This window comes from Ruegeria sp. YKSF070 (assembly GCF_059612725.1).
Genome location: NZ_JBXWRD010000074.1, coordinates 1 through 16720, shown reverse-complemented (window position 1 = coordinate 16720; position 16720 = coordinate 1). Strand labels below are relative to the sequence as shown.

At 63.2% G+C, this 16720-nt stretch carries 17 protein-coding genes; 16 read left to right on the top strand and 1 reads right to left on the bottom strand.

The window, feature by feature from the left end:
- The 8 genes from AC2FL1_RS21965 to AC2FL1_RS21930 form a co-directional block, all read left to right on the top strand.
- Positions 1-358: helix-turn-helix domain-containing protein (locus AC2FL1_RS21965; RefSeq protein WP_496878336.1), on the top strand; the 358-nt coding region annotated here is incomplete at its 5' end.
- Positions 359-401: 43 nt separating this feature from the next.
- Positions 402-1172, top strand: coding sequence for an ImmA/IrrE family metallo-endopeptidase (locus tag AC2FL1_RS21960; RefSeq protein WP_496878335.1), 771 nt, complete (start codon positions 402-404; stop codon positions 1170-1172).
- 25 nt (positions 1173-1197) lie between these two features.
- Positions 1198-1464, top strand: a complete 267-nt coding sequence (locus AC2FL1_RS21955) for a DUF5659 domain-containing protein (protein ID WP_496878334.1) — start codon at positions 1198-1200, stop codon at positions 1462-1464.
- Positions 1457-1678: a hypothetical protein gene (locus AC2FL1_RS21950; RefSeq protein WP_496878333.1), complete on the top strand. Its 222-nt coding sequence runs from the start codon at positions 1457-1459 to the stop codon at positions 1676-1678. Before AC2FL1_RS21955 ends, AC2FL1_RS21950 begins: the two co-directional genes overlap by 8 nt.
- A gap of 136 nt (positions 1679-1814) precedes the next feature.
- A complete protein-coding gene (locus AC2FL1_RS21945) occupies positions 1815-2036 on the top strand; it encodes a hypothetical protein (protein ID WP_496878332.1) in 222 nt (73 codons plus the stop codon).
- Positions 2026-2916, top strand: coding sequence for a DUF7146 domain-containing protein (locus AC2FL1_RS21940; RefSeq protein ID WP_496878331.1), 891 nt, complete (start codon positions 2026-2028; stop codon positions 2914-2916). The genes AC2FL1_RS21945 and AC2FL1_RS21940 overlap by 11 nt, the downstream gene beginning before the upstream one ends.
- Entirely contained in the window at positions 2913-4874 is a 1962-nt protein-coding gene (locus tag AC2FL1_RS21935; protein ID WP_496878330.1) for an AICE element replication initiation protein, read from the top strand. Before AC2FL1_RS21940 ends, AC2FL1_RS21935 begins: the two co-directional genes overlap by 4 nt.
- Entirely contained in the window at positions 4871-5377 is a 507-nt protein-coding gene (locus tag AC2FL1_RS21930; protein WP_496878329.1) for a hypothetical protein, read from the top strand. The genes AC2FL1_RS21935 and AC2FL1_RS21930 overlap by 4 nt, the downstream gene beginning before the upstream one ends.
- Positions 5378-5583: 206 nt before the next feature.
- On the opposite strand, the gene AC2FL1_RS21925 is transcribed toward AC2FL1_RS21930, so the two are convergent.
- A complete protein-coding gene (locus tag AC2FL1_RS21925) occupies positions 5584-5829 on the bottom strand; it encodes a hypothetical protein (protein WP_496878328.1) in 246 nt (81 codons plus the stop codon).
- Here AC2FL1_RS21925 and AC2FL1_RS21920 point away from each other — a divergent pair.
- From AC2FL1_RS21920 to AC2FL1_RS21885, 8 genes are all read left to right on the top strand, one after another.
- The gene (locus tag AC2FL1_RS21920; protein ID WP_496878327.1) at positions 5816-6157 is read left to right on the top strand and encodes an HGGxSTG domain-containing protein; all 342 of its coding nucleotides are present in this window, start codon (positions 5816-5818) and stop codon (positions 6155-6157) included. The two genes, AC2FL1_RS21925 and AC2FL1_RS21920, sit on opposite strands and share 14 nt — an antisense overlap.
- Before the next feature lie 293 nt (positions 6158-6450).
- A complete protein-coding gene (locus AC2FL1_RS21915; RefSeq protein ID WP_496878326.1) occupies positions 6451-6693 on the top strand; it encodes a FitA-like ribbon-helix-helix domain-containing protein in 243 nt (80 codons plus the stop codon).
- 10 nt (positions 6694-6703) lie between these two features.
- Positions 6704-7135: a type II toxin-antitoxin system VapC family toxin gene (locus AC2FL1_RS21910; RefSeq protein WP_496878325.1), complete on the top strand. Its 432-nt coding sequence runs from the start codon at positions 6704-6706 to the stop codon at positions 7133-7135.
- Positions 7136-7140: 5 nt separating this feature from the next.
- Complete coding sequence (gene hsdR, locus AC2FL1_RS21905; RefSeq protein WP_496878324.1) at positions 7141-9585, top strand: EcoAI/FtnUII family type I restriction enzme subunit R; 2445 nt, start codon at positions 7141-7143, stop codon at positions 9583-9585.
- Between the two features lie 3 nt (positions 9586-9588).
- Positions 9589-11037 carry an N-6 DNA methylase gene (locus AC2FL1_RS21900; protein ID WP_496878323.1) on the top strand — a complete coding sequence of 483 codons (1449 nt, stop codon included), beginning with the start codon at positions 9589-9591 and terminating at the stop codon, positions 11035-11037.
- Complete coding sequence (locus AC2FL1_RS21895) at positions 11034-12632, top strand: restriction endonuclease subunit S (protein WP_496878322.1); 1599 nt, start codon at positions 11034-11036, stop codon at positions 12630-12632. Before AC2FL1_RS21900 ends, AC2FL1_RS21895 begins: the two co-directional genes overlap by 4 nt.
- Positions 12633-12719: 87 nt before the next feature.
- On the top strand, positions 12720-15200 hold the full coding sequence (locus AC2FL1_RS21890) for a DUF8727 domain-containing protein (RefSeq protein ID WP_496878321.1): 2481 nt from the start codon (positions 12720-12722) through the stop codon (positions 15198-15200).
- Positions 15197-16720: hypothetical protein (locus AC2FL1_RS21885; RefSeq protein ID WP_496878320.1), on the top strand; the 1524-nt coding region annotated here is incomplete at its 3' end. The genes AC2FL1_RS21890 and AC2FL1_RS21885, both read left to right, overlap by 4 nt.

Here is a 16720-nt window from a genome sequence, read left to right as displayed (position 1 = left end):
ACCCATGACCGCTGAAGGTCTGAAGTTCGGCGCATTCGTTCGCCGGGAACGCGAGGCAAGGAAGATCGGCTTGCGCGAAATGGCCAAGAAGATCGGGGTGAGCCCGACTTACCTGTCCAAGGTCGAGCGGGACGAGTTCACGCCACCGACCGAGGACAAGGTCAGGGCCATCGCGCAGATCATCGAGTGCGATCCTGACGAGTTGCTGGCCTTGGCGGGTCGCATGCCTTCGGACCTCGCCGACATCATCAAGCGGGCACCGGTCGAGGTGTCGGCGCTTCTCCGGACGACCAGCGGCATGACCCGCGACGAGATCGCCCGGCTTGCGGCGGAGGCAAGAAAGACCAGAGGCGACTGAACTACCGGGCCGACGCCCTATCGATGCAGATGAAGGATAAAAGATGAGCAGACATGTTCCCTACCTCGCCGCGGAGGCTATCGAGCGCGACGCCGCCGCGCTGCTTGCGGAATTTGAGCATGCACGGGGAATGGTTCTTGAACCGCCGATCCCTGTGGAGGACATCGTCGAGAAGCACCTCAAGCTCCGCATCGAGTTCGACGACCTTCACGCTCGCCACAATATCCCGCGGCCTGAAAGCGGGCAGACCGACATCCTCGGCGCCATCTACGGTGACGGGAGTATCGTCATCGACGAGACCCTTGATCCCGAGGAGAACCCGTCACGCGAAGGCCGCTATCGCTTCACCGTGGCGCATGAGGGCGGCGGGCACTGGCGTCTGCATCAACATCTGATCGTAGAGGACACGGCGCAGGCGTCGCTCTTTGACGGCGACAGCGCCCCGAAATTCATCTGCCGTTCGAGCCAGGCAAAGGAGCGAGTGGAGTGGCAGGCCGACTTCTACGCTTCCTGTCTGCTGATGCCGCGCAAGATGGTATTCGCCGTGTGGGACGAGTTCTTCCCCGACCGCAAGCCGCGCGTGCTCCAGCCGAAGACCCCGATCGAGCATTCCTTCGTCGAGATCCAGAAATACGGCTTTCAGCTGAGCGGACAGATGCTGGAATGCGAGACGGACGACGAGGCATTGGAACGCTTCTGCAAGCCGCTCGCCGAGCGGTTCTTGGTATCGCCCATCGCGATGCGCATCCGACTGGAGAAGCTGGGGCTTCTGAATCGCACCGTGCCGTTGCAGCGGCTTCTCGCGGGTGACTGACCCCCTTTTTTGAGGAGACTGTAAAGTGTCAAGTGAACAGGCGAAATTCAGCGTAGTAGCGCGGGGCGGCGGGTTTGAGACACGCGACTTCTACCTCGCCTGTTTCCTGCGCTGCACCGGATACGAACTCGTCGACCTGCGCGCCGAAGGACGCCGCAAGGTGTTCGTCTTCAGGGACCGCCCGTCCCGGCGCGAGGACGTGCTTTCTTTTTACGGCGACGGGGCGACGGTGCCGCCCCTCGCGTTTTCCACCACCATCAAGGACATGAAGGCGTTGCTGCACAATGCTTGAGAAATCCAGCCACACCTCCTCCCAAGCCTCCTGCGGTCCTCAGCTTCGCGAGGCGCTCGACCAGATTGGCCAGATCGTTCTCGACGGCCTGAGCCACGGTCACTTCCGCGCCACCGTGTCGAGCGCGGTCGGCAAGGGAAACCGGCGCGAACTCGTGATCGAGGCGGGCAAGTCCCACAAGTTCACGATCCCTGAAGACGAACTCCCGCGCTGAGGCGACGCGAAAACGGTGATCCCTGAGATGGGGACGCCCAAGATGCAAATGACGATAAGATCCTGCGTTATCGGTGTGAATCCGAGGCCGGAGATCAGGGGCACGGGACGGCGAGGAGCCACCCGTGAGATCTTCGGTGAAGACAGCACAGAGCAGGCAGGCTGAAAACCTGATCGACCGGACCCGCGCGGTCTGGCAACCGCGCCTTGGGCGCGATCTCACGCCCGATGAGGCAAGGCAAATCTCCGCGAACGTAACGGGCTTCTTCGCCGTTTTGGCGGAATGGGCTCGCAACGAAGAACATGAGGTGCAGATCAGCGCGACCTCCGGAAACGTGGAGGCGCGCGATGAAGGCTGAAACCATCGCCAAGGCGCTGGGTGGCAGGAAGGTCGGGCAAGGCTGGACGGCGCAGTGCCCGGCGCACGACGACCGTGATCCAAGCCTGTCGATCCGGGACGCGGGCGGCAAGGTGCTCGTCCACTGCCATGCCGGTTGCGATCAGCGTGACGTCATCGACGCCCTGCGCGCGCGGGGCCTCTGGGAAGGGATAGGGCATGTTCGCCGCCACCGGCATCGCCGCACGGTTTGCAAGCCTGAACACCCCGCCCCTCGGATCATCGAACGCGGCGCCTTCGCGCTCTCAATCTGGGAAGCGGCCAAGCCCGCCCCAGACTCTCCGGTTGAGACCTACCTCGCGTCGCGCGGTCTGAAGCTGCCGCCATCATCGGCGATCCGGTTTCACAGTGCGCTCAAGCATCCTTCGGGCGGGGTGTGGCCCTGCATGGTCGCGCTCGTCACTAAGGGCGAGGACGCCGCGCCAATGGGCATCCATCGCACCTTTCTCGCCCGTGACGGGGCAAGCAAGGCGCAGGTCGAGCCCGCGAAGATGATGCTCGGACCGTGCCGTGGTGGTGTTGTCCGGCTCGCCGAACCCTCGGATCTTCTGATGGTGGGCGAGGGCATCGAGACCAGCCTCGCGGCGATCCAGGCAACCGGAAACCCAGCCTGGGCCGCGTTATCGACGTCCGGACTTCGCGCCCTCGATCTGCCGGCGGGCATTCGCAATGTGATCGTGCTGGCTGATGGCGACGAAGCCGGGGAGGCAGCAGCGCGAGACTGCGCGCGGCGCTGGGTCTCTCAGGGTCGCCATGTGCGGATTGCCAGACCGCCGCAGGGGATGGACTTCAACGATATGTTGCTCGGCCGTCGATCCGAGATCGAGGGAGCTGCAAAATGACAGAGCAACTGCAAGCAGACGATCTCGACCCGATCCTCGATGCCATCGAGGATGCAGAGGAAATCCCGAACCCGCTTGACGGGCTGGTCGAACGGGCAGCGGAAGACCCTGGGGCACCGTTCGCCCCAGATGTCCTCGAATGTCTCATTGTGCTAAAGGCCGAGGACCGCGCCGCGTTCGAGGCCCTACGCTTTCGGCTCAAGAAGGCTGGATGCCGGGTGACTGCCCTGGACCAGGCAATGGCCGACGAAAGCGGTGATGGAGGTCGCGGCCCGTCGCAAGCCGACATCCTGATCGACCTGGCCGGAGCCGCTGAGTTGTTCCACGCGCCCGACGGGACCGCATTCGCCGACCTGACGATCAATGACCATCGGGAAACATGGCCGGTCCGAACCAAGGGGTTTCGCCGCTGGCTGGCCCGGCAATTCTTCGAGCAGACCGGTGGCGCGCCGAGTTCGGAGGCGTTGCAGGCTGCGCTCAACGTGATCGAGGCCAAGGCACATTTCGACGGACCGGAACGGCCGGTCTTCATCCGTGTGGGTGGCCACGAGGGCCGACTTTATCTGGACCTTGGCGACGATGCCTGGCGGGCGGTCGAGATCGACGCCGCGGGATGGCGGGTGGTCGAAACGCCGCCGATCAGGTTCCGCCGTGCCTCTGGTGTGCAGCCGCTGCCCATGCCGACCCGCGGCGGTTCGGTCGAGACCTTGCGGAACTTCCTGAACGTCAAATCCGACGAGGACTTCGTCTTGGTGGTGGCATGGGCAATCGCAGTCCTTCGTGACCGGGGACCCTATCCCGCGCTCGTCCTCTCGGGTGAACAAGGTTCAGCCAAATCCACGTTCTCTGCGGTGCTGCGGGCGCTCCTGGACCCGAATACGGCGCCGCTGCGCGCCCTGCCGCGTGAGGACCGCGACCTGTTCATCGCCGCCAGCAACGGCCACGTCCTGGCCTTCGACAACGTCTCAGGCCTGCCGGCGTGGATCTCGGACACGCTTTGCCGCCTCGCCACGGGCGGTGGGTTCGCGGTGCGCCAGCTTTACACCGATCAGGACGAGGTTCTCTTCGACGCGGCGCGGCCAGTGATCCTGAACGGGATCGAGGACATCGTGACCCGGCCCGACCTCGCGGATCGCGCAGTGTTCCTGACGCTCGAAGCGATCCCAGAAGACCGCCGCCGCCCGGAGGCAGAACTCTGGGCGGCCTTCGACGCGGAACGTCCCCGCATTCTCGGTGTGCTTCTGGACGCTGTGGCCGAAGGTTTGCGACGCCTGCCGGAAACCAGGCTGCCGAAGCTGCCGCGCATGGCCGATTTCGCGCTCTGGGCCTCGGCCTGCGAAACGGCGCTCTGGCCCACAGGCACGTTCTGGTCAGCGTATTGCGGCAATCGGGACGAGGCGGTGGAAGGCGTGATCGACGCCGATCCCGTTGCCGCTGCCGTGCGCGCAGTGATGCTTGAGCGGACGGAGTGGACGGGAACAGCCTCGGATCTTCTGGGCGCCCTTGCTGAGGCAGCGGGGGAGCGCATCGCCAAATCCAAGACCTGGCCCGACAGTCCACGCGCGTTGTCCGGGCGGCTTCGCCGCGCCGCAACCTTCCTGCGAAAGGTCGGCATCGAGTTGTCTTTCGAGAGGGAGGGCCGGGCGCGGACCCGGATCATACGGATCACCTCGACCGCGACGCACACGAACCAGAATGATGCAGGGACCCGACCGTCCGCAACGTTCGCTTCGTCCGCAAGCGAGCACAAGCCGACGATCACCAATGGTTTCGCCGACAGCAGTGCGCGGACGCTGGCGAGCAGTGCGGACGATCAGCACGGTGAAAATGAACCGAGCGTCCTCGCCAAGCCTCTGAAACCAAAGGAAACGGCCGCAGCGGACGGTGCGGACGCAAACAGCGCTCCTCAATCTGGTCCAGACGAAAGGGCCACAGGCGGTTGGGGGGCACGGCTATGAGCGCGGCTAATGCACTTGCAGCGGCCCGCACGGCAGGTCTGGATCTGCGCGTCGATGGACAGGACCTGGTGCTGAATGCGCCGGCGCAGCCGCCGCAAACCATTCTGGATCTCCTCGCACAGCACAAGGCTGGTGTGATCGCGATCCTCCGCGCTCAGGGTGAAGACTGGCCCGCTGATAAATGGCGCGCCTTCTACGACGAACGCGCAGCCATCGCCGAATTCGACGGCGGGTTGTCCCGGCAGGACGCCGAGGCGTTCGCCCATGCCTGTTGCGTGACGGAATGGTTGAACCGGCATCCCGTCCGCTCGTCACCGGACCAGTGCCTTTGGTGCGGTCAGGCAGAAGGTTCCAACGGCCCGCTCGTGCCATTTGGAACTGATGCGGCGGGCCATGCTTGGCTGCATCACCGATGTTGGGAGGACTGGCACGAAAGCAGGAAAACCGAGGCAACGGATGCCCTCGCGGCGATGGGGATCAAAGACAGGAGCAACACGACATGACGAGGCGCAAGGCGAAGGGGGAGAAGGAATCCAAGACCGTGGTCGCGAACGACCCGGAAGACCGAAAGGGCGCGCTGAAATCCCTCGGAGGCTCGCAGTCCGATCATTGGAACAATACTCTGACGATGCAGGCAATCGGTGGCCTGTGGCTGAAGCATTCCGGTGAGGACGAGCAGAACCGTCAGTTGGCGGCAACCGTTGCCGCACTATCGGGCATTGCGCCGAGGGACGAGCTGGAGGGCATGATGGCGGCCCAGTTGATCGCCGCCCACAACGCCGCGATGGAATGCTACCGCCGAGCGATGATCGGCGAGCAGACCTTCGAAGGCCGGCGCGAGAACCTCAACCAGGCGAACAAGCTGTCCCGAACATGGGCGATGCTGCTGGACGCGCTGAACAAGCATCGCGGGAAGGGTCAGCAGAAGGTGACCGTCGAGCATGTCCACGTCCATGCCGGCGGCCAGGCCGTGGTCGGCACGGTCGAAAGACCGGGGGGAGGGGATCAGAGCAAAATGGAGGAACAACCCCATGCAAAGCAGATTACCCATGCACCTGAGCCCGCGCTGCGGGGCGCGGACGCGGAGCGGGACCCCGTGCCGGTCGCCCGCGATGGCGAACGGTCGCTGCCGAATGCACGGGGGCAAGTCTCCGGGCGCGCCGATCGGGAATGACCATGCCCGCAAGCACGGTCACTACACTGCTGACGCGATCGCGGAGCGCAGAGAACTGGCGACGCTCATCCGCTCCATGCGCGGGCTCATCGAGGAGGTGGACGGGTAGAGCCGCAGTCCGAAAGTGCGTCGGGTGGTTCCTCCGCATGGATTCCTCTTGCGGGAAGCTCCAGCACAACGAGGATCCAGCGTCCATGTCTGAAACCGCTAAACTCAACTGTGGCAGGAGAACTGCGCGGTTCCTTCCGGGCGATTTGCGTATGCTGGCGGGCGAAGCGCGCGACCTCGCCAGCGACCGGATTCCTTTTTTGGGAGTCCACCGGAATCCGGAATCCACCTGCGAGGTAGCTTGATGGCGTTGCAATCAATGCCTAATCTTGACTCATCCCGATGGAGGACCCCATGGCCAGCATCACGATTCGCAACCTCGACGACGGACTGAAACGCCGCCTGCGCATCCGCGCGGCCGAGCATGGCCGGTCGATGGAGGAGGAGGCGCGGGAAATCCTGCGCCAGGCCATCGGAAAGCCGGCCGGGCCTGCGAATCTCGGCGAGGCTATCCATCGCAGGTTCGCCGCGCTGGGCGGGGTGGACCTGGACCTGCCGCCGCGCGAGCCGATGCCCGAACCGCCGCTGTTCGACTGAGGCGGCGGCGATGATCCTGATCGACACCAATGTCATATCGGAACTGATGCGCCAAAACCCGGCGCCGGCGGTGCTGGCATGGTTTGGCGGTCAGGATGCAATGGCGCTTCATCTCAGCGCGGTGGGCGAGGCCGAGTTGCGGCGCGGCGCGGCGATCCTGCCCGATGGCAAACGCCGCGACCGCCTGATCGCCGAGATCGACGCGATGATCGAGGAGGATTTCGCGGGCCGCGTTCTGCCTTTCGACAGCGCCGCTGCGACAGCCTTTGCAGCCATCTACGTGGACCGCCGCAACGCGGGCCGGCCCATCAGCTTCCCCGACTGCCAGATCGCTGCGACCGCTCGCGCCCATGGTGCCGCCATGGCGACCCGGAACGTTGCCGATTTCGAAGGCTGCGGGGTCGAGGTTATCGACCCTTGGGCGAACGGGGGAGGCGCCTGATCGGAATGGACAAACGCAGCCTCTCGGAACGCGACATCTGCACCAAGTTCATCACACCAGCCCTTCGCACGGCAGGCTGGGACGAGATGTTGCAGATCCGGGAGGAAGTGAGCTTCACCAAGGGCAGGATCATCGTGCGGGGCAAGCTGGTCACGCGCGGTCAGGGGAAGCGCGCAGACTACATCCTCTACTTCAAGCCCAACGTCCCCATCGCCCTGATCGAAGCGAAGGACAACACCCACAGCGTCGGCGACGGCATCCAGCAGGCGCTCGACTACGCGGAGACGCTTAGCATCCCGTTCGTCTTTTCCTCGAACGGCGACGGCTTTGTGTTCCACGATCGAACCGGCGCCAGCACGCCACGCGAAACCACGTTGTCGCTCGATGCCTTTCCGGCGCCGACTGACCTTTGGGCGCGGTTTCGTGCCTGGAAGGGTCTCGATGGAGACGCGGAGCAGATCGTCCTTCAGGATTACTACGACGACGGCAGCGGCAAGACGCCTCGCTATTATCAGGTCAACGCGGTCAATGCCGCGATAGAGGCTATCGCAAACGGGCAGGATCGCGTGCTGCTCGTCATGGCGACGGGCACCGGAAAGACCTACACAGCGTTCCAGATCATCTGGCGTCTCTGGAAGGCCGGCCGCAAGAAGCGCATCCTGTTCCTCGCAGACCGCAACGTCCTGATCGACCAGACCATGGTCAACGATTTCCGTCCCTTCGGTGGAACGATGGCCAAGCTCTCGACCAACGCCAAGACCATCGAGCGGCAGGACGGCACCACCGAGGATTTAACCGTTGCGCTGGACAAGAAGCGCCGCATCGACACCGCCTACGAGGTCTATCTCGGTCTCTATCAGGCGATCACCGGGCCGGAGGAACGGCAGAAGCTCTTCCGCGAGTTCTCGCCTGGCTTCTTCGACCTCATCGTGATCGACGAATGCCACCGGGGCAGCGCCGCAGAGGACTCGGCCTGGCGCGAGATACTCGAATACTTCTCGTCGGCCACCCAGATCGGGCTGACCGCGACACCGAAAGAGACGAAATACGTCTCCAACATCGCCTATTTCGGCGATCCGGTGTTCTCCTACTCACTGAAGCAAGGCATCCGCGACGGCTTCCTCGCGCCCTACAAGGTGGTGAAGGTCCATATCGACCGGGACGTGGAGGGATACCGCCCCGAGAAGGGCCAGGTCGACCGCGATGGCAAGGAGGTCGAGGATCGCATCTACAACACCAAGGATTTCGACCGGACGCTGGTGATCGACGACCGGACAAAGCTTGTTGCGCAGAAGGTCACGCAATTCCTGAAAGAGAGCGGCGACCGCTACCAGAAAACCATCGTGTTCTGTGTCGATCAGGAGCACGCGGCGCGTATGCGGCAGGCGCTGATCAACGAGAATGCCGATCTCGTCGCCGAGAACCCGCGCTACGTCATGCGCATCACCGGCAGCGACTCCGAGGGCCAGGCGCAGCTCGGGAACTTCATCGACCCGGAATCCAAGTGGCCGGTCATCGTCACCACCTCCCGGCTGCTCTCGACCGGTGTAGACGCCCAGACCTGCCGCCTGATCGTGCTCGACCGCGAGGTCGGCTCGATGACGGAGTTCAAGCAGATCGTCGGCCGCGGCACCCGCGTGCATGAGGACACGCACAAATACTACTTCACGCTCATCGACTTCCGCGGCGCGACCAGCCATTTCGCCGACCCGGATTTCGACGGGGAGCCGGTGCAGATCTACGAGCCGAAGGACGGCCAGCCAATCGACCCGCCCGATGCGCCGCCGACCGACGAAGACGGCACGCCCCTTCCGGAGGATCCGGGCGAGGACGAGACCGTCGTCGACCAGCCGGGTCTGCCGCCACCGCCCACCAGCGGGCCACAGAAGAAGGTCTATGTCGATGGCGTCGGCGCGACCATCGTCGCCGAGCGGGTGGAATACCTCGACGAGAACGGCAAGCTCGTCACGGAATCCCTGCGCGACTTCACCAAGCGCGCCCTGCGCAAACGCTTTGCCAGCCTCGACGAGTTTCTGAAACGCTGGAACGCGGCCGAGCGCAAGCAGGCCATCCTCGAGGAACTGGAGGCCGAGGGCCTGCCGCTCGATCCCATCGTCGAGGAACTGGGCCGCGATCTCGATCCCTTCGACCTGATCTGCCACGTCGCCTTCGACGCCAAGCCGCTGACCCGCCGTGAGCGCGCCGAAAACGTCATGAAGCGCGACGCTTTCACAAAATATGGCGATAAGGCCCGCGCCGTGCTCGACGCGCTGCTCGCCAAATACGCCGACGAGGGCGTGCTGAACCTCGACGACGCGAACGTCCTGCGGATCGCACCCTTCTCGACCATCGGCACGCCCATCGAACTGATCCGCGCCTTCGGAGGCAAACCCGGCTTCGCGCAGGCCGTCCACGACCTGCAATCCGAACTCTACAAGGATACCGCCTGACCCATGTCCGTCCGCACTCTCGTCAAATCCATCCAGGACATCATGCGCCAGGACACCGGCGTCGATGGCGACGCGCAGCGCATCAGCCAGCTCTGCTGGATGTTCTTCCTCAAGATCATCGATGATCAGGACCAGGAACTCGAACTCCTGAAGGACGGCTACCGCTCCCCCATCCCCGCCCGCCTGCAATGGCGCGCCTGGGCCGCGGACCCCGAGGGCATCACCGGCGAAGACCTCCTCACCTTCATCAACGGCGATCTCTTCCCGACGCTGAAAGACCTGCCCGTCACCGGTCCCCGCGCCCGCACCGTCCGCGATGTCTTCGAGGACGCCTACAACTACATGAAATCCGGCCAGCTGATGCGGCAGGTGGTCAACCGCATCAACGGCATCGACTTCAACAACCTGACCGAGCGCCAGCATTTCGGCGACATCTACGAGCAGATCCTGAACGACCTGCAATCCGCCGGCAACGCGGGCGAATACTACACCCCCCGCGCCGTCACCGCCTTCATGGTGCAGATGACCGACCCCAAGCCCGGCGAAACCCTCTTCGACCCCGCCTGCGGCACCGGCGGCTTCCTCACCTGCGCCATCCGCCACATGCGCGAGACCTACGTCAAACGCCCCGAGGACGAGGCCACGCTCCAGGCCAGCCTCCGCGCGGTGGAGAAGAAGCAACTCCCCCACATGCTCGCCGTCACCAACATGCTGCTGCACGGCATCGAGGACCCCTCCTTTCTCCGCCACGACAACACGCTCGCCCGCCCCTACATCTCTTGGGGCAAGGACGAGCGGGTGGACGTGATCCTCACCAACCCGCCCTTCGGCGGGCGCGAGGAGGACGGGATTGAGTCGAACTTCCCCCAGCACTTCCGCACCCGCGAGACCGCCGACCTCTTCCTCGCTCTGATCATCCGCCTCCTGAAACCCGGCGGCCGCGCGGCGGTGGTCCTGCCCGACGGCTCGCTCTTCGGCGAGGGCGTCAAGACCCGGCTCAAGGAGCACCTGATGGAGGAATGCAACCTCCACACCATCGTGCGCCTGCCGAACTCGGTGTTCCGCCCCTACGCCTCGATCGGCACGAACCTGCTGTTCTTCGAGAAGGGCACGCCCACGCAGGACGTCTGGTTCTGGGAACATCAGGTGCCCGAGGGGCAGAAAGCCTATTCCATGACCCGGCCCATCCGGCTGGAGCATCTGGCCGACTGCGCCGCCTGGTGGGGCGGGCCGCGGCGCGAGGGGCGGGTGGAGAGCGAGCGCGCCTGGAAGGTCAGCGCGGAGGAGGTGAAGGCCCGCGGCTACAACCTCGACATCAAGAACCCCCACACCGTGGCCGAGGATCACGGCGACCCCGAGACGCTGCTGGAGGACCTGACAAACGCCGAGGCCGAGGTGGCGGCGCTCCGCGACCAGTTGAAGGCGATCCTGTCCGAGGCGCTCACAAGATGAACGCCGACCGCCTGCTCGCTCTCTACGAACAGGTCGCCGAGGCGCCCGACGCGGTTCCCCGCCTGCGCCGCTTCGTACTGGACCTCGCTGTGCGGGGAAAGCTGTTGGACGCGGAAATCGAATGGCGTTCTTGCATCCTCGGTGATTTTGGCCGGTGGGGTAGTGGCGGAACGCCAACCCGAACCAACCCGGACTACTATGGCGGTAATATACCTTGGCTGGTGATCGGTGATTTGAATGACGGAGTCGTAACCAAGGCACAGACACACATCACTCAAGCCGGCCTCGATAATTCGTCAGCAAAGCTGATTGAACCGGGGACAGTCCTTATCGCGATGTATGGCTCAATTGGCAAGCTGGGCATCGCAGGCGTTCGTTGTGCCACCAATCAAGCAATCGCTCATTGCGTCCCAGACCAATCCATTGTCTCGACAGACTTCTTCGTGGTTCTGCTACGCAGCCTTCGAGAGGATTTTCTGTTAAAAGGTCAGGGCGTTGCGCAGCAAAATATCAGCCAGAAAATCCTCAAGGCGTGGCCTGTGCAGCTACCACCCCTCGCCGAGCAGCGGCGGATCGTGGCGAAGGTGGAGGAGCTGATGGCGCTGCTGGACCGGCTGGAGGCGGGCCGCACCGCGCGCGAAGCCACCCGCGACCGACTGACCGCCGCCAGCCTCGCCCGCCTGACCGCGCCCGACACTGATCCAGCGGATTTCCCGGCTAACGCCCGCTTCGCCCTCGCCACGCTCCCCGCCCTCACCAGCCGCCCCGACCAGATCAAACCCCTCCGCCAGACGATCCTCAACCTCGCCGTCCGCGGCAAACTGGTGGATCAGGACCCGACCGACGAACCGGCGTCGGAGTTGTTGAAGCGGATCGCGCAAACGCCGAAGAAGGCGATGCGGGGTAGAAACAACTCTCCAGAAGACGATCTGATCGAACCGCCCCATGACCTTCCGGAGGGCTGGGCGTGGTCTAATTTCGGTAGTTTGCCAATTGATGCACGTGTCGGACTTGATCGAGGCAAGGCGCAGCAAGGACCCGACTTGGCGTTTGGCTATTTCAAAATGAACAACATCGCCAACGATGGCGGCATGGACTTGTCGAGCCTCGCCCGCATCGACGCGAGTGAAGAAGAGGTCGAGAACTTCCGGCTTGAGAGTGGTGATTTTCTCTTCAATACACGGAACAGCCGCGAACTTGTTGGAAAGACGTGCGTCTTCAAGCCCATTGACGCGGAAGTTCTTCTATTTAACAACAATATTCTTCGTGCGAAGTTTCATCCGGAGATCAGCCCTGATTTTGTCGATGTATGGTTTAGAAGTCCCATTGGCAGGGATTTGATCGAAGGGCTCAAATCGAACACAACGAATGTCTGTGCAATTTACCAAGGTAAGCTTCTCTCTTATCTAGTCCCCGTCCCACCCCTCGCCGAACAACACCGCATCGTGGCGAAGGTCGATGCCCTCATGGCGCTCTGCGACCGGCTGGAGGCCGCCCTCACCACCACCGACACCACCCGCGCCCGCCTCCTCGAAGCCCTCCTCCACGAGGCGCTGGACCCGGCGGCTGAAGCGGTCACGGAGGCGGCGGAATGAGCGCGTTCTTTTCGCAAACTACGCATTACAACGCCCGGCGTATCAATCACGCCGCCGGCGTCGAGCAGACGATCAAGGAGTTCCACATTGGCATCCAAGGATAAGCGATATTTCTTTGCGGTCGGGCAGAAGAGCTTCGAGGCCGGCGCAAGCGCGAACCATTTCTCCACCGTCGTGCCGATTGCTGACGTGAACGGCGAGATCATCCACGACCGCCAGGGCGAGTTTGCCAACCGCGGCCGGGCATGGTGGATGCTGCGCGGCGAGGCCCGTGTCACCCATGCGCCGCCGGGCTGCCTCATCATGTCCGGGATCGAGGATGCGATGGACCTGTCGTCGTCGCCCGACAAGGACATCTACCAACTCCTGCAGCCCACGCTTCCCGGCCCGAAGGACCTGATCGAGATCCTGACGCCCGGCATCGAGATCACCGATCCGAACGCCTTGCTCGACGGTTTCCGGATGCGCTGTGATCACGAGCCGACCCGTCATGTTCTCGTGCGGATCGGCGATCAACTCTACGGCCCATTGAAGGTCGACCTGGACCGTCCCGAGAATGATCGCCTGATCGAGCCGGAAATCCGCTTCAGCAAGCCGGTAGCGCCGCATGTCGTCTACCGGATCGCGGTGAGCGAGGCTGAGGGCCGCCCCGGCCATATCCGGCACAAGGTTGTCGTGCAGCGCGACGCCAGCAAGCCGAACGATCAGATCGGGCACACGGTTCGGTACGAGGCGGTCACCGGTGCATTGTATGAAGACCTGCGAGAGGGAGCGCAGGAGGTCGACCTCGTTTCCCTGCAGGATGCCGTCCGGCAGGTTTCGCGCGATTTTCTATCGCGAAAGGAGCGGCGCGAGTTTCTCGAACAGCTCGGCCGCTTTGCCGAGGAGGCGCAGTCGTCCCCGACCGTGATCGCGCGAGTTCAGAGTTTCCTAGGCGAGCAAGCCAAGGAACTCGATGCGCTGGATCACATGTTCGACGCGCTGCTCTCGGACGAAAGCTTCAAGCCAAAGATCGATCATGCCGTGGCGGCAGAGATTGAAAAGCGTGTGGACGCGCAAGCGGCGCAGATCGACGCCCGCGCCAAGGAGCGCATCAAGGACCTCAGCACCCAGTTGGAGAACTTCAGAGCGGATTACGCCGCTGAAAAGGAAAAGTTCGATGCGGAGAAGGCTCGCCGTCACAAGGCACTCGACGAGGAGCTGGCTGCGAAGAAGGAGGCTGCGGAACAGCAACTCAAGGCGAAATGGGAGGAGCTGAGCCAACAGGAAGAACTGATCAGCCAAAGCCTCGAAGCGGTTGCAGAAAGACTGTCAACAGACCGCACGGGCGTGCTCAACGACTTCCTTGCACTCGAACCCCTATTGCGGCGCCTCGGCCTCGGCGGAGCGCCAAAGTCTGATGCCGCGTCGGAGCAGGCCTCAGCTGCAAGAATGTCGGCACCCGCGTTGAACTTGCCTGACTTCCCGGCATCCGCGCCCGATCGGGTGCCCATGTCCGAGGAAGCATTCTTTGAGCGGTTTGTTTCGCATGTCGAGGAATGCGGCTTCATCTTCGACCGCGAGGACCTACTGGCTTTCCATCTTTCAGCGAAGGAGCGAGCGCCTGTCATTTTGGGTGGTGTCTCCGGGTCCGGCAAATCGTCTCTGCCCGTCCTTTATTCGGAAGCACTGGCAGGGGAGGAAGCCGGCAGAAACTATCTGGCCGTGGACGTGAACCCATCCTGGACCAGCCCTGCAGACCTGTTCGGCTATACCGATGCGTTGGAACACCGTTTCATTCCGGCCGCATCGGGTCTGCTGAACCAAATGATCCTCGCTTCCCATGCGCGCGAGACTCTCGGGGCATCCGCGCCGGTGTTCTCCGTTTGCCTCGAAGAAATGAACCTTGCGCAGCCCGAGCACTACCTCGCAGATATCATTCAGGCGATCTCAAGAGCGCCGGGGAACCAGTTCATCAGCGTTTTCGATCGCACCGCAGTGCGGGAAGACGATCCCTTTCAGCCATATGCACGCCTTGAACTCTCGCCGAACCTGATTTTCGTCGGGACGGTGAACTTCGATGAAACGACCCGACCTTTGTCGATGCGCCTTCTTGATCGGTGCAACCTGATCGAGTTCGTCGTGGATGAACGTCTTCCCGTTCTAGGAATGTCTGCACGGACCGGCGCGCGGGTGGTTGAGGGACCAGCCGTGCTGCAGGCGGACCGGGACCGGTGGACACGGAGCACCAACGTACCAGCTCGGGCAATTGAGATCTTGGGGGAGATACAGCCTGAACTCAGTGTGCTTGGCTGCGGGCTCACCCACCGGCGCCAGACTTCGATCTGCCGTTTCATCGCAAATGCTCCCGAGGGTCTCTGTGGCTTCGATCAGGCGCTGGACATGCAATTGCGCCAGCGCATCCTGCCGCAAATCCGAGGGCTGTATCGACCGGGGGCACTGGACGCCTTGAGACGTCTTGCAGAAAAGCTCGAGAAGGCATCCGAAGTTCCGCGAACCCTCCAAGCTCTCGCCCGACTGGAGTCTGACGCACGAGCATCTGACGACATGTTCCTCGGTGAAGAATGACACACTTCGTCATCTTCTCGGGGCGCTCGACGCTGCTCAAGGTTCCTGTCGGCAAGTCTCTAGCCGCGCCCAGCTTCGTGGTGCAAGAAACGACACCTATCGGGTTTCGCGTTGACGATCTGTCCGAAGACCAGGAGTTCAAGATCTCCATCGGCGATTTGCAGCTTGGAGACGATGTACCGGCGGAGGATTTCGGCGACACGATCAGGTGGCGGGCCGGCCAGCATCTCAGCGGCGCATCCGGCGTGACCCCGATCAGCCTGCGCGATGCTGCAACCGGGGATGTGCTTGCGCGGTCCCTCGCGCTGGTCGAGCCCAGCAAACTGTCTGCGAGCGCCTATGAGGCCATGTTCGCGGACATGCGGCGCATCAGCGTCGAGTTGTTGCTCGACCTGATCTCGAAATCCCGTCTGGCGCTAGCGCAGCGTCCCTCGTCGCGTAGTGGCGGTGTGCAACCGCTCACGTCGCGTTTGGAACTGAGCCAGATCCGGCAGTTCTGGAACCGCTTCTCGCCGATCCTCGCGGATATTCTGGAAGATCCACACATGGAACTGCGTCAGCGGCGGTCGATCCGGCGGCCCAGACCCGGAGAGCGGCTGACGCCGGATGTCCTGCGGCAATTTGCACAGCGCGGGCTCGGCGCTCGTGAAGCGGTGCGAACCGGAGCGCTCGTCGAGCTTCCCACGGCAATGCCGAACCGGAATACCCGGGAAAACAGTGTGATCGTCGTTTTCATGGACCTGCTCTGGCGGCGGGTCGACCGCAGCCTGAAGCGTGCCCGTGCCGAACGCGACATGCGCCTTGCGCGCAAACGCAGCTTCGGGCTCGACGATGCGGCGCTGGCGCGATTCATCCAGCTGCGCGAGGAGCCGAAGATCGCCAGGCTGCAGGAAATCATCGATGCTGGCGAAGGCATAGTGACTGAGATCCGCAGGGCGATGCGCAGTTTTGCCGTGCCTGTCACCCGCATGAGCCGACAGGATCTTCTCGGCAGCTTCAACAGCCCATATTTCCGGAGCCACCGGCACTATGCGCGCGCTGCGCGACTGATGCATGCGTTCCTGGACACGACCGCAGTCGTCGTCGAGCAAGGAGACGCCGAGGGCGCCAAGTCGATCGAAACGATCTTCGAGCAGTGGGTCTTCTTCCAGATTTCCGCTGCATGCCAGGCTGCAGGGTTGAGCTGCATCTCGCACAACTCGATCTTCGAGCCGATCGCTCGGGATCGTTTTTCCGTCGATCTCGATCGAAATGCTGCGATAGACTTTGCTGGCAAGGATGGGCGTATCGTACGTCTCCGCTATGAGCCGACGATCCTGCGACTGCAGGCGGCGCAGGGCATAGATTCGATTTACCAGGAGCAATCGTCGTCGGCCTGGACGCCGGACATCGTCGTGGAGGTGCTTGTTCCCGGCCGCGATCCGCGTGACTATCGGCTGGCCTATGCCGCCGTGATCGACGCCAAGTACACGACCGCCGGCAACGTCTGGGATCGTCTCGAAAAGATCGAGAAGTACCGT

Excerpts from the sequence above, each read along its gene's own strand:
- AC2FL1_RS21960 (WP_496878335.1), top strand. The coding sequence starts at position 402 with ATGAGCAGACATGTTCCCTACCTCGCCGCGGAGGCTATCGAGCGCGAC.
- AC2FL1_RS21950 (WP_496878333.1), top strand. The coding sequence starts at position 1,457 with ATGCTTGAGAAATCCAGCCACACCTCCTCCCAAGCCTCCTGCGGTCCT.
- AC2FL1_RS21940 (WP_496878331.1), top strand. The coding sequence starts at position 2,026 with ATGAAGGCTGAAACCATCGCCAAGGCGCTGGGTGGCAGGAAGGTCGGG.
- AC2FL1_RS21935 (WP_496878330.1), top strand. The coding sequence starts at position 2,913 with ATGACAGAGCAACTGCAAGCAGACGATCTCGACCCGATCCTCGATGCC.
- AC2FL1_RS21930 (WP_496878329.1), top strand. The coding sequence starts at position 4,871 with ATGAGCGCGGCTAATGCACTTGCAGCGGCCCGCACGGCAGGTCTGGAT.
- AC2FL1_RS21920 (WP_496878327.1), top strand. The coding sequence starts at position 5,816 with ATGTCCACGTCCATGCCGGCGGCCAGGCCGTGGTCGGCACGGTCGAAA.
- AC2FL1_RS21925 (WP_496878328.1), bottom strand. The coding sequence starts at position 5,829 with ATGGACGTGGACATGCTCGACGGTCACCTTCTGCTGACCCTTCCCGCG.
- AC2FL1_RS21915 (WP_496878326.1), top strand. The coding sequence starts at position 6,451 with ATGGCCAGCATCACGATTCGCAACCTCGACGACGGACTGAAACGCCGC.
- AC2FL1_RS21910 (WP_496878325.1), top strand. The coding sequence starts at position 6,704 with ATGATCCTGATCGACACCAATGTCATATCGGAACTGATGCGCCAAAAC.
- hsdR (WP_496878324.1), top strand. The coding sequence starts at position 7,141 with ATGGACAAACGCAGCCTCTCGGAACGCGACATCTGCACCAAGTTCATC.
- AC2FL1_RS21900 (WP_496878323.1), top strand. The coding sequence starts at position 9,589 with ATGTCCGTCCGCACTCTCGTCAAATCCATCCAGGACATCATGCGCCAG.
- AC2FL1_RS21895 (WP_496878322.1), top strand. The coding sequence starts at position 11,034 with ATGAACGCCGACCGCCTGCTCGCTCTCTACGAACAGGTCGCCGAGGCG.